We start from the raw sequence: 17,978 nt of genomic DNA, 5'->3' as shown, positions 1-17,978 counted from the left end.
ATAGATGGACGCTCCACAAAACGAAAGCTTTAGAGACTCGATTGCAACAATAAACGAAGACGGTAAACGTGCTTGGATATTTCCTAAAAAACCTAGTGGTAAATTATACGACTACAGGAAATATGTTAGTTATCTTTTGTTAATCTTTATGATTGCATCACCATTTGTTAAAATAAATGGTAATCAGTTTTTATTATTCAACGTTTTGGAGCGTCGATTTAATATTTTTGGCTTTCCGTTTTGGCCACAAGATTTTCATCTATTTGTTGTCTCAATGATTATTGGTGTTGTTCTTCTTACTGTTTTTACAGTAGCATTTGGGCGTATTTTTTGTGGGTGGATTTGTCCTCAAACCATTTTTATGGAAATGGTTTTTAGACGCATTGAGTACTGGATTGATGGAGATAGAGGTAAGCAAATGCGTTTAAAAAAGTCTGGTTGGACTTCTGAAAAAATTAGAAAACGTGTTTTAAAACATACTATTTTTGTTATAATTTCATTTTTAATTTCAAATGTGTTTTTGGCTTTTCTAATTGGAAGTGACAAATTAATACAATATGTTACTGAAGGACCATTTAAACATATTGGGACACTTATTCCTTTAATTATTTTTACAGGTGTTTTCTATTTTGTGTTTTCTTGGTTTAGAGAGCAGGTTTGTATTATTGCTTGCCCTTATGGACGTTTACAAGGTGTGCTATTAGATAATAAATCTATAATTGTAGCCTATGACCATAAAAGAGGAGAAGGTGAAAACGGACGAAAAAAATGGCGTAAAAACGAAGATAGAGAAGCACTAGGACATGGAGATTGTATAGACTGTATGCAATGTGTTAATGTTTGTCCAACAGGAATAGATATTAGAAATGGTACACAATTGGAATGTGTAAACTGTACTGCTTGTATTGATGAGTGTGATACCATAATGGAAAAGGTAGATTTGCCAAAAGGTCTTATTAGATTTGCAAGTGAAGCAAATATAGAAAATAAAGAGCCTTTTAAATTTACTACAAGATTAAAAGCATATGTTGTTGTTTTGGTAGTGCTAATAGGTGTTTTATTTGCAATGTTACAACTGCGTAACGATGTTGAAGCAAGAGTTTTAAGGTTGCCAGGACAATTATTTGAACATAAAGAAGGCAATATAATTAGTAACGTATTTACATATAAACTGGTAAACAAGACGGTAAAAGATATAAATGATGTTAGCTTTAAATTAAAAGACTACGATGGTGTAATTAAATTAGTGTCAACAGATAAAGATTTTATTGTACCAGCTCAAGGTTTATCTGAAGGAACTTTGTTTATAGAATTAGATCAAAGTCTATTACAAAAAGATAAAAGTAAATTAACAATAGAAGTCTATAGTAGTGATAAACTAATAGAGACAACAACAGTAAACTTCTTAGGACCAAGAAGCTATAACTAAATAATAAAAACGATGAAACTAAATTGGGGAACAGCAATAGTCATTGCATTTATAGGCTTTATAAGCTTTATCATGTATTTTGTAATATCTATGAATACAGATAAAAGCCTTGATCACGATTTAGTTAATGAGAATTATTACAAACAAGAATTAGAGTATCAAAACGATATTGATAAAGAAACCAATTCTAAATCTTTAGTATCTAAATTAACTTGGAAAAAAACACCAGAAGGTATGGTCGTTAACTTTCCAAAAGACTTAGATTATAAAAGTATTAAAGGTAAAGTGTTCCTATATAGACCATCTAACAAACAACTAGATTTTGAGACCACAATCTCTCTGTCTAATCACAATTTGCTCATACCTGACAAACGTTTGTTAGATGGTCGTTGGAACATTAAAATAGATTGGAATTATAAAGATACTAACTATATGTTTAAAGAAGATATTTTGTACTAAATGCTATTCTCTGCAATCATATTTGGCCTTTTAGGAAGTTTTCACTGCGTTGGTATGTGTGGTCCTATTGCCTTTATGTTACCTGTAGATAGAAGTAATTCTTTTAAAAAAGTTAGTCAAATTACTGCTTACCATATTGGTCGTTTATTAGCCTATAGTACTATTGGGTTAATTTTTGGTCTTATTGGAAAAAGCTTATATATCTTTGGGTTACAACAAAAACTATCAATAATTATTGGGGTTTTAATGATTGTGGTGGTTGTATTTCCTTATAAAAAAATAGGTCAAAATTTTATTGTTAAGCCCATTTACAAAGCTATTGGTTTTGTAAAAAAAGAAATGGGTCAAGCCTTAAAAAAGAAAACAATAGATACTTTTTTAACCATTGGATTTTTAAATGGTTTTTTGCCATGCGGACTTGTTTACATGGCAGTTTTTGGAGCTATAGCAACAGGAACAGCTTTACAAGGTAGTTTATATATGGCCTTTTTTGGGTTAGGTACAATCCCATTAATGACTTCTGCTATTTACTTGGGTAAATTTTTAAATACTACAGTAAAGCAACGCATTCAAAAAGCTATTCCAGTAGTTGTTGTAATTATAGGAGCTTTATTTATATTAAGAGGCTTAGGTCTTGGTATACCTTATATTTCTCCAACTCCTGTGGTAGAGATTGTTAAAAATGGTATTGATTGTCATTAAATAATTTCTTATTCAATTAAAATCTAATTACAACTAATAGTCGTAAATTAGAGGAAGCTATTCATTTCTTTAATTTAAATCTCATTTTAAATGAAAAACATATTATTACTTACCGATTTTTCAGACAGTTCTAAAAACGCAATGTTTTATGCAATACAGCTTTTAAAAAAGCAGAAGGTTGCATTTCATTTAGTTTATGTACATAAAGCATCATCTTTTACTACAGCAGATTTAATGACTAATGGAAACGATAATTTATATGCTTCTATAATAAAATCTCCTAAAGAAGATTTAGAAGATTTAATGACAATGCTGCAAATTAAATTTAAAAATGAAAATCATTCGTTTTCTATTCATATAGATTATGATGTGTTTACAGATGCCATTAACCAATTAGTAAAGCTTCAAAATATAGATTTGATAGTTATGGGTACAAATGGTGTTACAGGAGCAGATGAGGTTGTTTTTGGTAGTCATACATTAAATGTAATTAGGAAAGTTGATTGTCCAACACTTGTTATACCTAAGGATTTTGAATTTACTAAACCCAAAGAAATTTTAATTCCTTTAGACGAAAAAGATGCTTTAAATAGTAAAAAATTACGCACTATATTAGGCATTGTTAATAAAGACGAAACTAAATATCATGTTTTAAGAATTAATGATGATAAGGTTAGTAAAGCTTTTGAAGACCATGATAAAAAGGATTTAAAGCAGTTATTTGTTGATTCTGACTACATCTATCATTATGTGTCTAAAGTACCAATGCATTACGTTGTGGATACTTATGTGCAAACCAATACTATAGATTTTGAAGTATTTATTATTCAAAAAACAAGTTTTTTAGAGCGTTTGTTTTCTGGGTCTCCAATAACAAAGCATAGTAAAATTGCAACAGTCCCTTTGTTTATATTACATGATTAATTACTAATAATGCTTGCAATTCCTATTAAAAGGATTAGTATTAGTACAAAGTCACGGAATTGCACTTGAGAGATTTTGTCTAATATTTTTTTGCCAAAATATGTACCAATAACACTTACAACAATTAAAATTGGTATAAGGTAAAGGTCATGTTTATGGATGTATCCATTTTGATAGTAAACTATAGATCTACTAAAATCTACACCTAAATCTATTACAGCTGAGGTTGCAATAAATTTTTCTTTACTCATTTTAAAAGCAGATAAAGTAATACCTCTAATAGCACCTCCAGTACCTAATAATCCAGCGCTTAAACCAGATAAAGCTCCACCAATAATAGCGTTGCTATTATTGTCTTTTATTTTTAATTGTTTAAAAACTAAAAAGATAAGACTTAAAACTATTAAAAATCCACCTAAAAAATATGTTAGAATTATTGGATTAAAAAATTGACTTAAATATGCTCCAATGGATACAAAAATTATAGCAGGAATACCTAAGTACAAAACAACACGTTTGTTTATTCCTTTTCTAAAAAAACCAATTTTAATTATATTACTTGACAGATGAAATAAAGCAGTAATCCCTAAAACACTTTGGAAGTCAAAAAAAAAGTTAGCTACAGGAACAAAAAATACAGACGAACCAAATCCACCTACGGTTCCTAAGATTTCTGCTAATAAGACTAAAAACAGAAAAACACCAAAATATTTTGATAGCATAACCCTCTAGTTTCTTAAAGGAACTATACTGTCTTCTTCCAATATCATTATTAAAAGTTTAGAATAATCGTTTACCGTTTTGTTTATATTATCTGGATCAATAATATCTATATAACCTTTCCAGACAAGTGTGCGTTCTTTTGTTGGGCAAATACAATATACAGACGTTTCTGCATTGTAAACCTGGTAATCTTTATATTTATCAGGATTAAAAAACTGATCTTGGTACATTAAATAATCTTCATTAAACCTATTGTGGTTTTTATCAAGATTTGAATAATCTTCTTTGTACTTAATTTTATTTTTTATACCTACTACTTTTGTAAATATTACTGTGTCATATCCTTCTTCTGCTAATTGTTTTTCAAGTTTTTTTATTTCATCTTCAGTTCTTTTTTTAGATATAAAATCAGTGTCAAATTTGTCTAAACTTTTAGTAGACTGGACACCTCTTAAGCTTAATTGTGCTTGCATTTTATTTTCAAATTTGCGTCTAGCTTCTGTATTATCTGTCATTGCTAGAACAAATACTTTTTGCGCATCATAGGTGTCTATATCTGGACTTTTCCAGTGATCTTTTAGTTGTGTACTATCACAACTAATAAGTAAGAGTACAAGTAATGGTAAGATTAATTTTTTCATAATCTATTTTAATAAATGTTCTTGTTTATCAGTCTTCATTAAGCTTTTTACCAAGTTAAATATTTCAAACTTTACAGCTTTGTAATCAAAATAAAAATCACTTATAGTTTCTCTTAATTCTCTATGTTCTGTTTTGTATTTGTTTTCTTTTTCAAGTTCGTCTTTTCCATCAACCATCAGCTGTAATTCATTTTCATGTCTTATTAAAGTGTTTAATAATTTTTGATTACCACGTTTAGTTCTTTGTAATGCTGTTGCTACATTCTGTGCTCTGTCTAAAGCATCATTATCAATTATTTTGAGTGTATAATTAGTAATTAAATCTTCTAAAAAATGCTGTTCGTCTTTAATAAAATTTAGATCAGACAACCAGTTTTTAGACATATCATGCATACGATCTGCACTATACCATTCTACGATGTTTGTATTGTTTTCTGTTTTCATAATGTGTTGTTTTTTTAATTAAAAAAAACAGGAAGAAAAGTAGATTCTCTTCCTGTTTACTGGTTAATTTATCTTAAAATCTTTTTTTACAGGAAACCCTAACTTCCTGAAGTTGATTAATAGCGTTTTTGATTTTAAGATGCGCTTACCAATTTTTTTCTGTTTTAGTTTTTTATTAAATCATTTTAAAACAGAACTAACATTTAATTTGAAAGGCTTAACTTTTAAATTATACTTAAATTTACAATTAACTTACAGTATTAACTATGATAAATATCATGTAATCAGTATTTTAGTTTTTGTTGCTATTATCTGGTATTACTAAAAAGGGCACATGTGGTTGAAAGCCGATTTTTTTAATAACAGGCTCGTTTAAAAACCGTTCAACAATACTATGCTTATAGTTAACCATTATAAGTAAATCTATACCTAAATCGTCTATAAAACTGTTAATGACTTCTGCTTTTTTAGTGTAGTTTGGTACAGAATGATAATGTGTCTCAAAACCTTTAAAACCTGTTTTTAAGACAGAAAGATTGTATTGTTGTATACTAGTCAAAGGTTTGTTAGTTTCTATATGTATGACTCTTAAAACCGAGTTGTTGTCATACGTAAAATCGCTAATAATTTTAACCTCTTGATCACTGTAAAACCTATTTAAATCTGTTGAGAACACTATTTGTTTAATGGGTTTGTAATCATACTCATCTGGAATTATTAATACAGGACAGTTCTTTGTTTTTTCGATTAAACCAGTTGTATTACTTCCAAAAAATAAAGAGTTGTTTTTTGTAGATCCTTTAGTACCCATTATTACCAATTCTATTGCGTTTTCGTCAATACAATTATTGACAGCTTCTTCTAAACCTGAAAACTTTAAAATGGTTTTAAAACTGTGATTTGCATTTGCATCACTATTAGTAATTTGCTGTTTTAGTTCTTCTAACTGCGTATTACTTTGATGCATTATACTTTTTATATAAATGTCAGATAAAGCAGATAGGGAAGATGCAGCTAATGGCTCTGCGTGTAATATGTAAAATTTGCACAGATCGTCTTTAAATAATTTTAGGGCATATACAATTGCACTCCAGGAATTGTCTGAAAAATCTGTTGGTAATAAGATATGTTTCATAACTATCAAGTTTAAGGTTTACTTAAAGTTAATAGTTATTTGGGAGAAAAAACATGATAATTATTAGCTTTTAAATCAAAAGCCTACTAAAATGAATAATCATCTTAATAGGCTTTATCAACTACTAACTAAAACGCGTTTTTTTATTTTATTCTAAAAGTTACAACTGGTAACGAAGAGTGATTTGCAATATCTTCTGAGATACTTCCAGATAAAAAGTGAGCAAATCCTGTACGACCATGTGTTGCTACAGCAATAACATCTGCTCCAGAAACATTTGCATAGTTTAGTACACCTTTTTCTACTGTATAATCGTTTATAAATTTAACTTCTGATAATTTATCTAGGTTGCCATCTGCTTTTTGTAAAAAACTGGCAACTATTTTTTCCATTTCAGAAGTACTATTAAAGTTGTCTCCTGGTGTATTAACAGAAACTAAGTGCATGTTAGAACCTAATTTGTCAAACAACTTACTAGCATTGATATATGGAGTTACTGTGTTTTCAGAAAAATCCGATGCAAATACTACGTTGTCAAAACTTAACGCTGTTGGTTTGTTTTTAACAACCAATACAGGTACTTCTGCATGACGTACAACTTTTTCGGTGTTTGATCCTACAAAAATTTCTTTTAGACCGCTACTACCATGAGAACCCATAATAATCAAGTCTGCATCATGCTCTTTAGCAACATCATTTACTTCGCTAAAAACTTTAAAATGTTTAACAATAGGAGTGATATTAACACCTTCTAAATAGTCTTGTTCTAAAAACTCATTAAAACGTTTTTCTGCTAATTTCATAAAGAAAACAGTTTCTGCTTGTAAGTCTGTTTCTCCTTTTGTTAATATTGTTTCAGAGATTTCTAACATGTGTAATGCTAAAATATCTGCATTATATTTTTTTGCTAAAATTGCTGCAGATTCTAGTGCATAATTTGAATGGTCTGAAAAATCTACTGGTACTATAATCTTTTTCATATCTAGTGTTTTAAGGGTTTAAGGATTTATTTTAATTAATTATACAAGTCCTAAAAAAGAGACTTGCTATTTTTAAATTGTCATTGAAAATAATTGCGTTTCTGGTTTATTACGTTGTAATAATAAATCAAAAGCCATACAAATATTTCTAACAAATGGTTTTCCTTTTTCTGTAATAAAAATTTGATTTAATTCTATTTTAAGTAGTCCATCATCTTGCATTTCTTTAAGTTTTAAAACTACTTCTGGTACTTCTTCAAAATATAATCCATTAGCCATCCAATTGGTTTTAAAATGGCACATTAGGTTTAAAATGTGTTGTCTAATGGTTAAATCTTCATTAGTTAATATATGTCCTCTAAATACAGGAATTATATCTTGTTCTAATAAGTCATAATACTCTTCTATACTTTTTGCATTTTGCGCAAACGCATACCAACTATCACTAATTGATGATACACCTAAGCCAATCATTGCTTTAGTTTTTGAGGCTGTATAACCCATAAAATTACGATGCATGGTTTCTGTCTTACTAGCTTTATAGAGCGAGTCAGTTTCCAAAGCAAAATGGTCCATACCAATGTCATAATATCCAGCTTCTGCTAATAGTTTTTTACCTAATTGATATTGACTTTGTTTAATGCTTGGCTTTGGTAAATCACTATCTTTAAAGCCTCTTTGTCCATTACCTTTTATCCATGGTACATGTGCATAGCTGTAAAATGCTATACGATCTGGTAATAACTTTTTTGTTTTCTTTATTGTTTCTGCAACATGTGTTTCAGTTTGAAATGGTAATCCAAAAATAATATCATGCCCTACAGAAGTATAACCAATTGATCTGGCTAATTCTGTTACTTTTTTTACGTTTTCAAAAGGTTGAAGTCTATGGATTGCTTTTTGTACAATTGGATTGTAATCCTGTACACCAAAGCTAACACGTCTAAATCCTAAGTTAAAAAGTGTTTGTAAATGTTGTTTTGTTGTATTGTTTGGGTGTCCTTCAAAACTAAACTCGTAATTATCTGCTAATGTTGCTTTATCTGTAATTCCGTTAATTAAAAGCTTTAAATTTTCTGAAGCAAAAAAAGTAGGCGTTCCACCACCAAGGTGCAACTCTTTAATCATTGGTTTTGTGTCAAACAAATTGCAATACAATTGCCATTCTTTTAAAACAGCTTGTATATATGGAACTTCTACTTCATGACGTTTTGTAATGCGTTTATTGCATCCACAAAAAGTACATAAACTTTCGCAAAAAGGAAGATGGATGTAAAGACTTATACCTTCGTTATCATTACTTTCATTAAACGCTTGTACTAAAGTTTGTTTCCATTGTTTTAATGAAAACGTTTCAGTATCCCAATACGGAACCGTAGGATAACTTGTATATCTTGGTCCAGCGACGTTATATTTATTAACTAATGAAAAGCACATACCTAACTTTTTTTATTATAGGTCAAAGTTAGTCCAGTTATTAGTCCAAAAATATGACATATGTCATAAAGGCAATAAAACTAGTGCTTTAGCTTAAAATGGTTTTGATTTTATTAAAACGAATAGCATTAAAATCTGAAATTACGTAATCTGCTAGAGAATAATCTTGGTTTTTAGAATGTAGACTATCATAACCTATACAAAAACTACCTGCTGCTTTTGCTGCTTTAATTCCGTTTGTAGAATCTTCTATTACAATACACTGGTTTTGGTTGAATCCAGCAAGTTTTGCTGCTTTTTCAAAAATTTCTGGATGTGGTTTTGATGCTTTTAAATCTGCACCACTAATTTTTGCAATAAAATACTGATCTAGATTAAAACGTGTAAATACTTTATTGATGGTTCCCATAGATGCTGATGAGGCTAGTACTAAAGTTAGACCATTATTATAATAGTCTTCAATAATATTTAAAACACCATCTAGTAATTGTAAACTGTCATCATAATCAAAAAGCCCATTAAAATGATTGCGTTTACACAATTCTAGTTCTAAAGCAGTAGTGTTTAAACTAAAATGGTTAACTAATTTTTTACATATGTTTTTGGTGGATTGACCTGTAAAGCTTTGATATAAATTATCGGTTACAACAATATTGTAATCGTTAAACATTTTATAATATGCTTTATGGTGTAAAGGTTCTGTATCTACAATAACACCATCCATATCAAATAATACAGCTTTTACCATGTTTTTCTTAACGTTTATTTTTTTAAAATTATGCAGGTATTGAAAAATAGAAGGTGGTTCCTTCATCAATTATAGACTCTAACCAGATAGTTCCACCATGTGCTTCAACAATTTTTTTACAATGTGCTAACCCAATTCCAGTACCTTCGTATTGTTCTCTAGAATGTAACCTTTGAAAGATAGAAAAGATACGTTCTTTATGTTTTTCTGGAATACCGATACCATTATCTTTAACAGAAAATTCCCAAAAATCGCCTAAGCTAGATGTTGTGTTTTTAGTACAATCTATTGTTATTATTGGTTTTGTATCTGTTTTAGTAAATTTAATACCATTACTTATTAAGTTTTGAAACAGTAATCTAATTTCTAGTTCTGCACCTTTAATTGTTGGTAAGTTATTAGATATAATTTGGGTTTCTGTCCTGTCAATTACATTTTTTAAATCGTCTTGTAATATGCTAATTACTGTATTACAATTTACATCTGTAATATTTTTACTTTTACCTAAGCGCGAGTATTGTAATATTGCATCAATTAGTTTTTGCATCCTATTACTAGAATCTGTTATATAATTTAGTGTTACTTTACCATCCTCATCAAATTTGTCTTCATACTCATCTACCAACAGTTCTATTAAACTAGAAATAGTGATTAAAGGTTCTTTTAAATCATGACTTGCTATGTAAGCAAATTGCTCAAGCTCGTCGTTTTTAGACTCTAATTCTATAGTTTGTTTCTGTATTGCTATATTTTTTACTTCTAATGCTTTGTTTAATTTTTTCTTAGCTAAATAACTACGATAAATTAATAAGGCACCTAATAAAGCTATACCTATTAATGCAATTAATAAGGTATTGGTTGTTTTTTGAGCGTTTATTTCAGAATTTTTTTGTTTAAGGGTGGTTTTGTTTTTTTTGATTTCAGAATTCTGATTTTCTATATACTCTTGCTGCTTTTTGATTTCAGAATTAGTAGCAATTATTTTTTCTTCTTGAGATTTTATAAATTCTATTTGTTGCTTTATATTTTCTTCTAAGCTACGTTCTATTTTTACTTTGTCTTCATATTTTTGTTGTTGTAATTCGGTTTGATTAGATAATTTTTCAATCCACTTATTTTTAGTTAAAACCGAGTTTAACATGGTGTCAATTGCACTTTCTTGGGTATTAATTTTTTCTTTTTGAGAATTGATTTGAGTTTCTTTATTTTTTATAAGTGCTTCTTGCTGTGCTTCCTTTTTTTTAGATTCATCTAAGGATGCTTCAGCAATTTTAAATAAATTTTTCCACTTTTGAGAAGAACTTATTGCATACTGTTTTAACGAATTTGCAGATTTAAACCCTTCTTTGTTAATTGTTTGAGAATTAATTTCATATTCAAAAGAGTCTCCAACATTAACCATATTTATCATTGATGTGTTATAGTTGTAGTCTTCTGTTACTAATAAGATGTTTCGCCCAGAAATTTTGTTTAATATATAATCTATATCATAGTTATAGACTTTGTTTACATATAATAACTGTATGTTTTTAATATCTTTTACAGCATTGAAACTTACAATTTCTACTGGTTTATTATTTATTTTACGTTTTTGAGCTAGAGATTTAAAATCTATTATTGCACGATCAGGACCTAAAACACCAATTTTAAATTTAGCAATATCTGCTTGGTTTTGCCAGCTAATTTGCTGAGCAAAATTATAAACAAAAATGGCACGTTGTAATCGTTTTACTTGCTGATTTGTATTGTCTTGAGAGTGGGTTGGTAGGCAATATAAAAATGAAAGAGCACATAATATTATAGCTTTAAAGCTAGTATTTAAAAATGTGTTTCTTTTAGTAAATATCATTATAATTTTAAAAAGGCTCTTAAATAAAAGTTTGATCCGTTAACACCAAATTGTTGCACACGTCTACTATATACAAAATTACCATTATCTATATTGGCAGAGTGTGTATGCTTATCTGGATATACATTAAAAATATTATTTCCACCAAGTGTAAACTCTAAGTGATTATTTAGTTTGTAAGATAAAGCTAAATCTGTAAGTAATTTAGGTGTAAATTTTTGATCTCTAGTTTCTACTTCTCCAGACAACTTATTTAACACCCAATTATTTGGATTTCCGTCTTCAGGATGTACAAATTTTACATCTCCAAAATAAGTGTTTCCTAAATATATTTTAAAGTTATCAATATCGTAAGATAAAAGGTTGTTTATTTTGTAATTTGGTTGAGAAGATTCTACCCTTGCAATTTCTTCTCTATTAAACAAAACACTTTCTTGACCAATTAAAGATTCCGAAACTTTAATATCTCCAACAACTCTAGTTTTTGTAAAGTTACCAGATAAAGAGGTATTAAATTTTCCGTTTCCTAAGATTTTTTTGTATTGTAATGCAGCGTCTATACCAGAAGTTTCAGAGTCTATTGCGTTTGTAAAAAACTGGGCAGCACCTACATTAAATGGTTCTAAAATACTTTCATAGCCTTGAGCAAAACGACCTGACAAAACAATCCTATCTTTTATTTTAATATAGTAGTAGTCAAAAGTAAATGATAAATTGTTTTTTAATTTACCATTTACACCTAAGCTAAAATGTCTTGATAATTCTGGTTTTAAAGATTCAATTTTAAATGCTTCATTTGCTACAGCACTTTCATTATTAAAAGTACCGACTTGAATAATTTCACCGTTTATAAATTGGGAGCTTATATTTTGAAAATAAACCTGATGTAATGAAGGCGCTCTAAACCCACTAGAAAAACCACTTCTAATTCCTATAGCATCACTTATTCTATAACGACCAGATAGTTTCCAAATTAATTGTCCACCAAAATCATTATAAGATTCATATCTAGCTGCAGTTTTAAATAATAATTTTTCTGTAATATTAGTTTCAATATCTACATAACCTGAACTATTTGTTCTAAAACGGCTTAACTCGTTTTCAGGTTGAAACCCAGGGAACACTTGTGCTCCAGAAATTCTTGGTTGTTCATCTCCAAATTCATTTATATAAGTACTTCCTCCATTAATATACGAAGCTTCTTCACCTGCAATAATTTGGTAGTTTTCAACTCTTAATTCAGCTCCAAAAGCAATATTTACACCACTTAACCAATCATAATTTCTAGAAATATCTAAATTAGAAGTGTTTTGTTGGTATCTAAAACCTCCAGAATAAAATGTTTTTGGAGATGCAATACCTAAAGAAGCATTATTAGAATTGTTTACAGTATAGTCTAACGCGTTTTTACCTATAGAATAGCTAAAATCTATATTCCAATTGTTTTTAACACCTTTAATTCCAGCAGTTATAGCATCATCTTGAATATCTGTTAATATTTGTGGAGAAAACCCATTAGGAAACAATTCTAAAACAACACGATCTTCATCTTTAGGTAATCTAAAAAAACCTTTAGCTTTTCCTTCTCTGTAGTTTCGTCCTCCATTAAAGTAAAAACGAGTACTTGCAGAAATTGGAGATTCTCCATTAAAAGACACAGCTAAGTTTTGGGTTTGAGCACTACCAATTTCCATAATTCTTTGATTTTTATAACCTGTAGTGTTATAAAAATCGTTGGTATTGATTAATGCAGCATCATCTGATGGTATGTCAGAATATACAGAACCAGTATAATTTCCGGCTCTATTAGTAGCTTCTCTGTTTCTATATTCTCCAGAGATGTTTATAAAGCCTTTTTCTCCTAATACAAACCCAAAGTTTGCACCAAAATAATTGGTTTGTCCATCACCTTCTTTATTAATTCCAGTTCTACCAACAATATCTATTACTTCGACTTGTTTTTTTAATATAATATTGACTACACCAGCAATTGCATCTGATCCATATTGTGATGTTGCTCCATCACGAAGTATTTCGATGCGTTCTATTGATGCGATAGGAATAGCATTAAAATCTGTACCAACCGTTCCTCTTCCAACAGTCCCATTTACATTAAGTAAAGAACTATTGTGCCTACGTTTTCCATTTACAAGTACTAATACTTGATCTGGTCCTAAACCTCTTAAAGTAGCTGGATCGATATGGTCTGTTCCATCAGAAATAGTTTGGTTTGTAGAATGAAACGAAGGAACTAAATAATGTAAAATATGACTTAATTCTATTTGTGTTGCATTAGTTAACTCTTGAGGAGAAATAATATCTACTGGAGCTGTTGTTTCTAGGGATGACATTGGTTCTGCTCTTGTTCCTAAAGATATGGGTTGGTCAATTGAAAAACCAGTTTCAAGAATAAAATCAAGTGTAGAAGTGTCTCCAACTTTAAGGCTAACACTTTTAGATACAGAATTATACATTACAAATTCTGCAGTTAAAATATAATCTCCTTCTTCTAATTTAAAAGTATAAGAACCATTAACATCTGTAGTTGTATTAAAAGTTGTTCCTTCAATAGTTACTTTAGCTCCTGGTAAAGTCCCAAATTTATCAGATACTATTCCAGTTATAGTTGCTCTTTCTTGTGCAAAAGAAGTAAGGCTTAAGCAAGAAAAAAATATAAAAGTAAGATAGTGTTTAAAAGGGATAACCATAATGTAATTGTTTTTTACAGATTTTAAATCTGTTAAAAAATTAATGATAAATGGTGTAAGTTTTAACTTAGCTTGGCAAAAATAAGCTAAATTTTCTAGTAGGTTTTAACTTTGTAGTGATTTTCTAACAAATTAGTTAACAAGTCTGTAGATAATGGCTTGTTGATAAAATCATCAATAGATATAATTTGTTTTGAACGTTCAAAATCATCAGGATTATTTGATGTAGTTAACATTACTAGTTTAATGTCATTAATAAAGTCTTTATCTAGTTTATTAAATTCTACTACAAATTCCCAACCGTTCATAGCTGGCATGTTAATATCTAAGAAAATAAGATTGGGTTTTAAACATAGCCCTAATTTAGCTTCTTTTAAATATTCTAAAGCCATCTCGCCACTAGTAGTCGCAATAACTTCTTTAAAATTTTTGTGCTTATTTACTATTTTTGTGTTGTAAAAATTAGTGACTTTATCATCATCAATTAATAATACACATTTGATATCTTTTTTCATACTTCCGAAATATAAATAACTACAATTTATAAGTTAACTCAGTAAGTGTAGTTATTATGATTATTCGATTAAATATTTGTTTTTACCGATTAAAGACAGTGTTTTGGCTAAAAAGTAAATGTCAGATAATATTTTATTTTTTAGTCAAGTAATTTATATAACTTTACATTAGAAAAAAACATTAAAATGTTAGACGAGTTACAACAACATTATGGCTATTTATTTGAAGATGAATTACTTCAAGAAATTAATAATGTAGGTACATATAAAGATATTCCTGAAGGTTTTAAATTAATAGAAATTGGAGATTATATTAAGTCAATGCCACTTTTGGTTAGTGGAGCTATTAAAATTTTAAGAGAAGATGAAGATGGAGATGAGCTTGTGTTATATTTTATAGAACAAGGAGATACTTGTGCTATGACTTTATCTTGTTGTTTAGGAAACTCTAAAAGCGAGATTAGAGCAATTGCAGAAACAGATGCAAAGCTAATCATGGTTCCAATATCAAAAATGGAAGAATGGTTAGGTAAATATAAAACATGGCAACAATTTGTTTTGCAAAGTTACCATAACCGTATGACAGAACTGCTAGAAGCTATAGATACAATTGCTTTTTTAAAGATGGATGAGCGATTGTTTAAATATTTAAAGGATAAAGCAATGGTTAATCATAACGAAGTTATACATGTCACACATCAAGAAATAGCTAGAGATTTACATACATCTCGTGTAGTAATATCTAGACTATTAAAAACTTTAGAAATTGATGGAAAAATAGAGCTACACAGAAATAATATTAAAGTTATTGATTTATAGCAATGTAACTTTTGTTACTAACTATAATTAAAGTATAAGTTAGATTTGAAAAACTAACTTAACGCAAATGGATATACAACAAATATTTGGCTATTTTGGAGCCTTAATAATTGGTCTTGTTCTAGGGCTTATTGGAGGAGGAGGCTCTATATTAACTGTCCCAATTTTAGTATACTTACTTTTTATAAACCCAGTTACTGCAACAGCTTACTCTTTATTTGTAGTAGGTGTATCTGCTTTAGTAGGTGCAATTAGAAATATGCAAAAAGGACTTGTAGATTATAGGACAGCTATAGTTTTTGCAATTCCAGCATTTATTGCTGTTTATCTTACAAGAAAGTTTTTAGTGCCTGCCATTCCTGATCAATTATTTAGTGTTGGAAGTTTTTTGGTGACAAAAAACATTGCAATTATGTTATTTTTTGCAATAGTAATGTTGGTAGCTTCTATATCAATGATTAAAAATAATCGTAAAGATTCTGGAGAAGAAACGACTATTCAATACAATTACCCTTTAATTATAATTGAAGGGCTTGTAGTTGGTACTTTAACAGGAATAGTTGGAGCAGGAGGTGGTTTTTTAATTATTCCAGCTTTAGTATTACTTGCTAAGCTCCCAATGAAAAAAGCGGTAGCAACATCGCTATTAATAATCGCTATTAAGTCGTTGATAGGATTTATTGGAGATGTAGAAAACTTAGAAATAGATTGGGTATTTTTGCTAAGTTTTACATCACTTTCTGTAATTGGAATTTTTATAGGAATATATTTATCCAATTTTATTGAAGGAAAAAAACTAAAAAAAGGATTTGGTTGGTTTGTATTAATTATGGGTATTTACATCATTTTTAAAGAGTTAACTAAATAAAGGATTGTAACTTTTGTTACAACATATAAATAAAAATAAAGCTATTTTTGAATAGCATAATAAAATAAGTATTAAAAAAATGAAGGTAGAACAGATTTACACAGGTTGTTTAGCACATGCAGCATATTACATAGAAAGTAATGGTGAAGCTGCAATTATAGATCCATTAAGAGAGGTGCAACCTTATATTAATAGAGCAAAATTGGATGATGCAAAAGTCAAATACATTTTTGAAACACATTTTCATGCAGATTTTGTTTCTGGTCATTTAGATTTAAAAGCTAAAACAGGAGCGCAAATTGTTTTTGGTCCTACAGCAAAACCATCTTATGAAGCAACAATAGCAGAGGATGGTCAAGTATTTGAAATTGGAGATTATAAAATAAAAGCAATACATACTCCTGGTCATACTATGGAAAGTACAACGTATTTACTTATTGACGAAAATGGAAAAGAACACGGAATAATTACAGGAGACACATTGTTTATAGGTGATGTTGGTCGTCCAGATTTAGCCCAAAAAATAGCTTCAGATTTAACACAAGAAAAATTAGCAGGCTATTTATTTGATTCTTTACGTAACAAAATAATGCCATTAAGTGACGACTTAATAGTATATCCAAACCATGGAGCAGGATCTGCTTGTGGTAAAAATATGAGTAAAGAAACTACAGACACTTTAGGAAATCAGAAAAAAGTCAACTACGCATTACGTGCAGACATGACTAAAGAAGAGTTTATAGCAGAATTATTAGACGGTCTATCAGAACCACCTGGATATTTTCCGCAAAATGTAATGATGAATATTGAAGGATATGAAAGTTTTGATAAGGTAATGACTAAATCTCAAAAGCCTCTTTCATCTAAAGCTTTTGAAGCTGCAGCAAATGAGACTGAAGCAATTGTTTTGGATGTACGTCATCAAACAGATTTTGTAAAAGGTCATATTCCACGTTCAATTTTTATTGGTATCGATGGTGGATTTGCTCCATGGGTTGGTGCATTAATTGCAGACGTAAGTCAACCAGTTTTATTAGTCGCTCCAGCAGGAAGAGAAGAAGAGGTAATTACACGTTTATCTCGTGTAGGTTTTGATAATGTTGTTGGGTATTTAGAAGGTAGTTTTGATGCATGGAAAAAAGAAGGAATGGATTATGATACAATTACTTCTATAGATGCAGACGAGTTTGAAAAGCGTTTTGAAGATAACAAAGACGTAATTTTTGATGTTAGAAAAGATGGCGAGTTTTTAGCCGAACATATTGATGGAGCAAAGCATACTGCTTTAAGTGTTATTAATAGTCATTTAAGCGAGTTTCCAGAAGATAAACCATTTTATATACATTGTGCAGGAGGTTACAGATCTGTAATTGCTGCTTCAATTTTAAAAAGTAGAGGAATACATAATTTAATAGATGTTGCTGGTGGTTATGGTGCCATTAAAAAGACATCAATTCCAAGAACAGACTATGTTTGTCCTTCAACATTAAAGTAATAGTTAGGTTTTTTTTAGTTAGTTAAAAACGCACGATGCAATAAATGTATCGTGCGTTTTTTTGTGTAACATAGGTTACTGATAAAACGAGTGATATTAATT

At 29.4% G+C, this 17,978-nt stretch carries 17 protein-coding genes; 7 read left to right on the top strand and 10 right to left on the bottom strand.

Annotated features, from left to right (window positions below; genetic code table 11):
* Positions 1 to 4: 4 nt before the first annotated feature.
* The 4 genes from ccoG (at position 5) to SJY17_RS13255 (ending at position 3,514) form a co-directional block, all read left to right on the top strand.
* Positions 5 to 1,429 carry a cytochrome c oxidase accessory protein CcoG gene (ccoG, locus tag SJY17_RS13270; protein WP_397363047.1) on the top strand — a complete coding sequence of 475 codons (1,425 nt, stop codon included), beginning with the start codon at positions 5 to 7 and terminating at the stop codon, positions 1,427 to 1,429.
* Between the two features lie 12 nt (positions 1,430 to 1,441).
* Complete coding sequence (locus SJY17_RS13265) at positions 1,442 to 1,888, top strand: FixH family protein (RefSeq protein WP_397363046.1); 447 nt, start codon at positions 1,442 to 1,444, stop codon at positions 1,886 to 1,888.
* Positions 1,889 to 2,590 (top strand): sulfite exporter TauE/SafE family protein, encoded by a 702-nt coding sequence (locus SJY17_RS13260; protein ID WP_397363045.1) that lies wholly within the window; start codon positions 1,889 to 1,891, stop codon positions 2,588 to 2,590.
* 90 nt (positions 2,591 to 2,680) lie between these two features.
* Positions 2,681 to 3,514, top strand: coding sequence for a universal stress protein (locus SJY17_RS13255; protein ID WP_397363044.1), 834 nt, complete (start codon positions 2,681 to 2,683; stop codon positions 3,512 to 3,514).
* Here the strand turns inward: SJY17_RS13255 and SJY17_RS13250 are convergent.
* From SJY17_RS13250 to SJY17_RS13205, 10 genes are all read right to left on the bottom strand, one after another.
* Positions 3,511 to 4,236 (bottom strand): sulfite exporter TauE/SafE family protein, encoded by a 726-nt coding sequence (locus tag SJY17_RS13250; RefSeq protein ID WP_397363043.1) that lies wholly within the window; start codon positions 4,234 to 4,236, stop codon positions 3,511 to 3,513. The two genes, SJY17_RS13255 and SJY17_RS13250, sit on opposite strands and share 4 nt — an antisense overlap.
* A 6-nt stretch (positions 4,237 to 4,242) precedes the next feature.
* Positions 4,243 to 4,878 carry a hypothetical protein gene (locus SJY17_RS13245; protein ID WP_397363042.1) on the bottom strand — a complete coding sequence of 212 codons (636 nt, stop codon included), beginning with the start codon at positions 4,876 to 4,878 and terminating at the stop codon, positions 4,243 to 4,245.
* Between the two features lie 3 nt (positions 4,879 to 4,881).
* Positions 4,882 to 5,322 carry a hypothetical protein gene (locus SJY17_RS13240; protein ID WP_397363041.1) on the bottom strand — a complete coding sequence of 147 codons (441 nt, stop codon included), beginning with the start codon at positions 5,320 to 5,322 and terminating at the stop codon, positions 4,882 to 4,884.
* A gap of 292 nt (positions 5,323 to 5,614) precedes the next feature.
* Positions 5,615 to 6,457 (bottom strand): universal stress protein, encoded by an 843-nt coding sequence (locus SJY17_RS13235; RefSeq protein ID WP_397363040.1) that lies wholly within the window; start codon positions 6,455 to 6,457, stop codon positions 5,615 to 5,617.
* Between the two features lie 143 nt (positions 6,458 to 6,600).
* A complete protein-coding gene (locus SJY17_RS13230) occupies positions 6,601 to 7,437 on the bottom strand; it encodes a universal stress protein (RefSeq protein ID WP_397363039.1) in 837 nt (278 codons plus the stop codon).
* A 72-nt stretch (positions 7,438 to 7,509) separates the two neighbouring features.
* The gene (gene hemN, locus SJY17_RS13225; RefSeq protein ID WP_397363038.1) at positions 7,510 to 8,874 is read right to left on the bottom strand and encodes an oxygen-independent coproporphyrinogen III oxidase; all 1,365 of its coding nucleotides are present in this window, start codon (positions 8,872 to 8,874) and stop codon (positions 7,510 to 7,512) included.
* Positions 8,875 to 8,962: 88 nt separating this feature from the next.
* Complete coding sequence (locus SJY17_RS13220; RefSeq protein WP_397363037.1) at positions 8,963 to 9,622, bottom strand: HAD family hydrolase; 660 nt, start codon at positions 9,620 to 9,622, stop codon at positions 8,963 to 8,965.
* Positions 9,623 to 9,650: 28 nt separating this feature from the next.
* On the bottom strand, positions 9,651 to 11,471 hold the full coding sequence (locus tag SJY17_RS13215) for a YfiR/HmsC family protein (protein ID WP_397363036.1): 1,821 nt from the start codon (positions 11,469 to 11,471) through the stop codon (positions 9,651 to 9,653).
* Complete coding sequence (locus tag SJY17_RS13210) at positions 11,471 to 14,179, bottom strand: TonB-dependent receptor domain-containing protein (protein ID WP_397363035.1); 2,709 nt, start codon at positions 14,177 to 14,179, stop codon at positions 11,471 to 11,473. The genes SJY17_RS13215 and SJY17_RS13210 overlap by 1 nt, the downstream gene beginning before the upstream one ends.
* Before the next feature lie 95 nt (positions 14,180 to 14,274).
* Complete coding sequence (locus SJY17_RS13205; RefSeq protein ID WP_397363034.1) at positions 14,275 to 14,694, bottom strand: response regulator; 420 nt, start codon at positions 14,692 to 14,694, stop codon at positions 14,275 to 14,277.
* A gap of 186 nt (positions 14,695 to 14,880) precedes the next feature.
* Between SJY17_RS13205 and SJY17_RS13200 the strand changes: the two genes are divergently transcribed.
* From SJY17_RS13200 to SJY17_RS13190, 3 genes are all read left to right on the top strand, one after another.
* Entirely contained in the window at positions 14,881 to 15,513 is a 633-nt protein-coding gene (locus SJY17_RS13200) for a Crp/Fnr family transcriptional regulator (RefSeq protein ID WP_397363033.1), read from the top strand.
* 67 nt (positions 15,514 to 15,580) lie between these two features.
* On the top strand, positions 15,581 to 16,381 hold the full coding sequence (locus SJY17_RS13195) for a sulfite exporter TauE/SafE family protein (protein WP_397363032.1): 801 nt from the start codon (positions 15,581 to 15,583) through the stop codon (positions 16,379 to 16,381).
* A gap of 79 nt (positions 16,382 to 16,460) precedes the next feature.
* Positions 16,461 to 17,876: a rhodanese-like domain-containing protein gene (locus tag SJY17_RS13190; RefSeq protein ID WP_397363031.1), complete on the top strand. Its 1,416-nt coding sequence runs from the start codon at positions 16,461 to 16,463 to the stop codon at positions 17,874 to 17,876.
* Positions 17,877 to 17,978 lie beyond the last annotated feature (102 nt).

The sequence above is a fragment of the Olleya sp. R77988 genome, assembly GCF_044594215.1.
GTDB lineage: Bacteria > Bacteroidota > Bacteroidia > Flavobacteriales > Flavobacteriaceae > Olleya.
This window is presented reverse-complemented; position numbering and strand designations above follow the sequence as displayed.

Excerpts from the sequence above, each read along its gene's own strand:
- SJY17_RS13230 (WP_397363039.1), bottom strand. The coding sequence starts at position 7,437 with ATGAAAAAGATTATAGTACCAGTAGATTTTTCAGACCATTCAAATTAT.
- hemN (WP_397363038.1), bottom strand. The coding sequence starts at position 8,874 with ATGTGCTTTTCATTAGTTAATAAATATAACGTCGCTGGACCAAGATAT.
- SJY17_RS13195 (WP_397363032.1), top strand. The coding sequence starts at position 15,581 with ATGGATATACAACAAATATTTGGCTATTTTGGAGCCTTAATAATTGGT.
- SJY17_RS13190 (WP_397363031.1), top strand. The coding sequence starts at position 16,461 with ATGAAGGTAGAACAGATTTACACAGGTTGTTTAGCACATGCAGCATAT.
- SJY17_RS13250 (WP_397363043.1), bottom strand. The coding sequence starts at position 4,236 with ATGCTATCAAAATATTTTGGTGTTTTTCTGTTTTTAGTCTTATTAGCA.
- SJY17_RS13240 (WP_397363041.1), bottom strand. The coding sequence starts at position 5,322 with ATGAAAACAGAAAACAATACAAACATCGTAGAATGGTATAGTGCAGAT.
- SJY17_RS13260 (WP_397363045.1), top strand. The coding sequence starts at position 1,889 with ATGCTATTCTCTGCAATCATATTTGGCCTTTTAGGAAGTTTTCACTGC.
- SJY17_RS13200 (WP_397363033.1), top strand. The coding sequence starts at position 14,881 with ATGTTAGACGAGTTACAACAACATTATGGCTATTTATTTGAAGATGAA.
- SJY17_RS13205 (WP_397363034.1), bottom strand. The coding sequence starts at position 14,694 with ATGAAAAAAGATATCAAATGTGTATTATTAATTGATGATGATAAAGTC.
- SJY17_RS13210 (WP_397363035.1), bottom strand. The coding sequence starts at position 14,179 with ATGGTTATCCCTTTTAAACACTATCTTACTTTTATATTTTTTTCTTGC.
- SJY17_RS13265 (WP_397363046.1), top strand. The coding sequence starts at position 1,442 with ATGAAACTAAATTGGGGAACAGCAATAGTCATTGCATTTATAGGCTTT.
- SJY17_RS13220 (WP_397363037.1), bottom strand. The coding sequence starts at position 9,622 with ATGGTAAAAGCTGTATTATTTGATATGGATGGTGTTATTGTAGATACA.
- SJY17_RS13235 (WP_397363040.1), bottom strand. The coding sequence starts at position 6,457 with ATGAAACATATCTTATTACCAACAGATTTTTCAGACAATTCCTGGAGT.
- SJY17_RS13255 (WP_397363044.1), top strand. The coding sequence starts at position 2,681 with ATGAAAAACATATTATTACTTACCGATTTTTCAGACAGTTCTAAAAAC.
- SJY17_RS13215 (WP_397363036.1), bottom strand. The coding sequence starts at position 11,471 with ATGATATTTACTAAAAGAAACACATTTTTAAATACTAGCTTTAAAGCT.
- SJY17_RS13245 (WP_397363042.1), bottom strand. The coding sequence starts at position 4,878 with ATGAAAAAATTAATCTTACCATTACTTGTACTCTTACTTATTAGTTGT.
- ccoG (WP_397363047.1), top strand. The coding sequence starts at position 5 with ATGGACGCTCCACAAAACGAAAGCTTTAGAGACTCGATTGCAACAATA.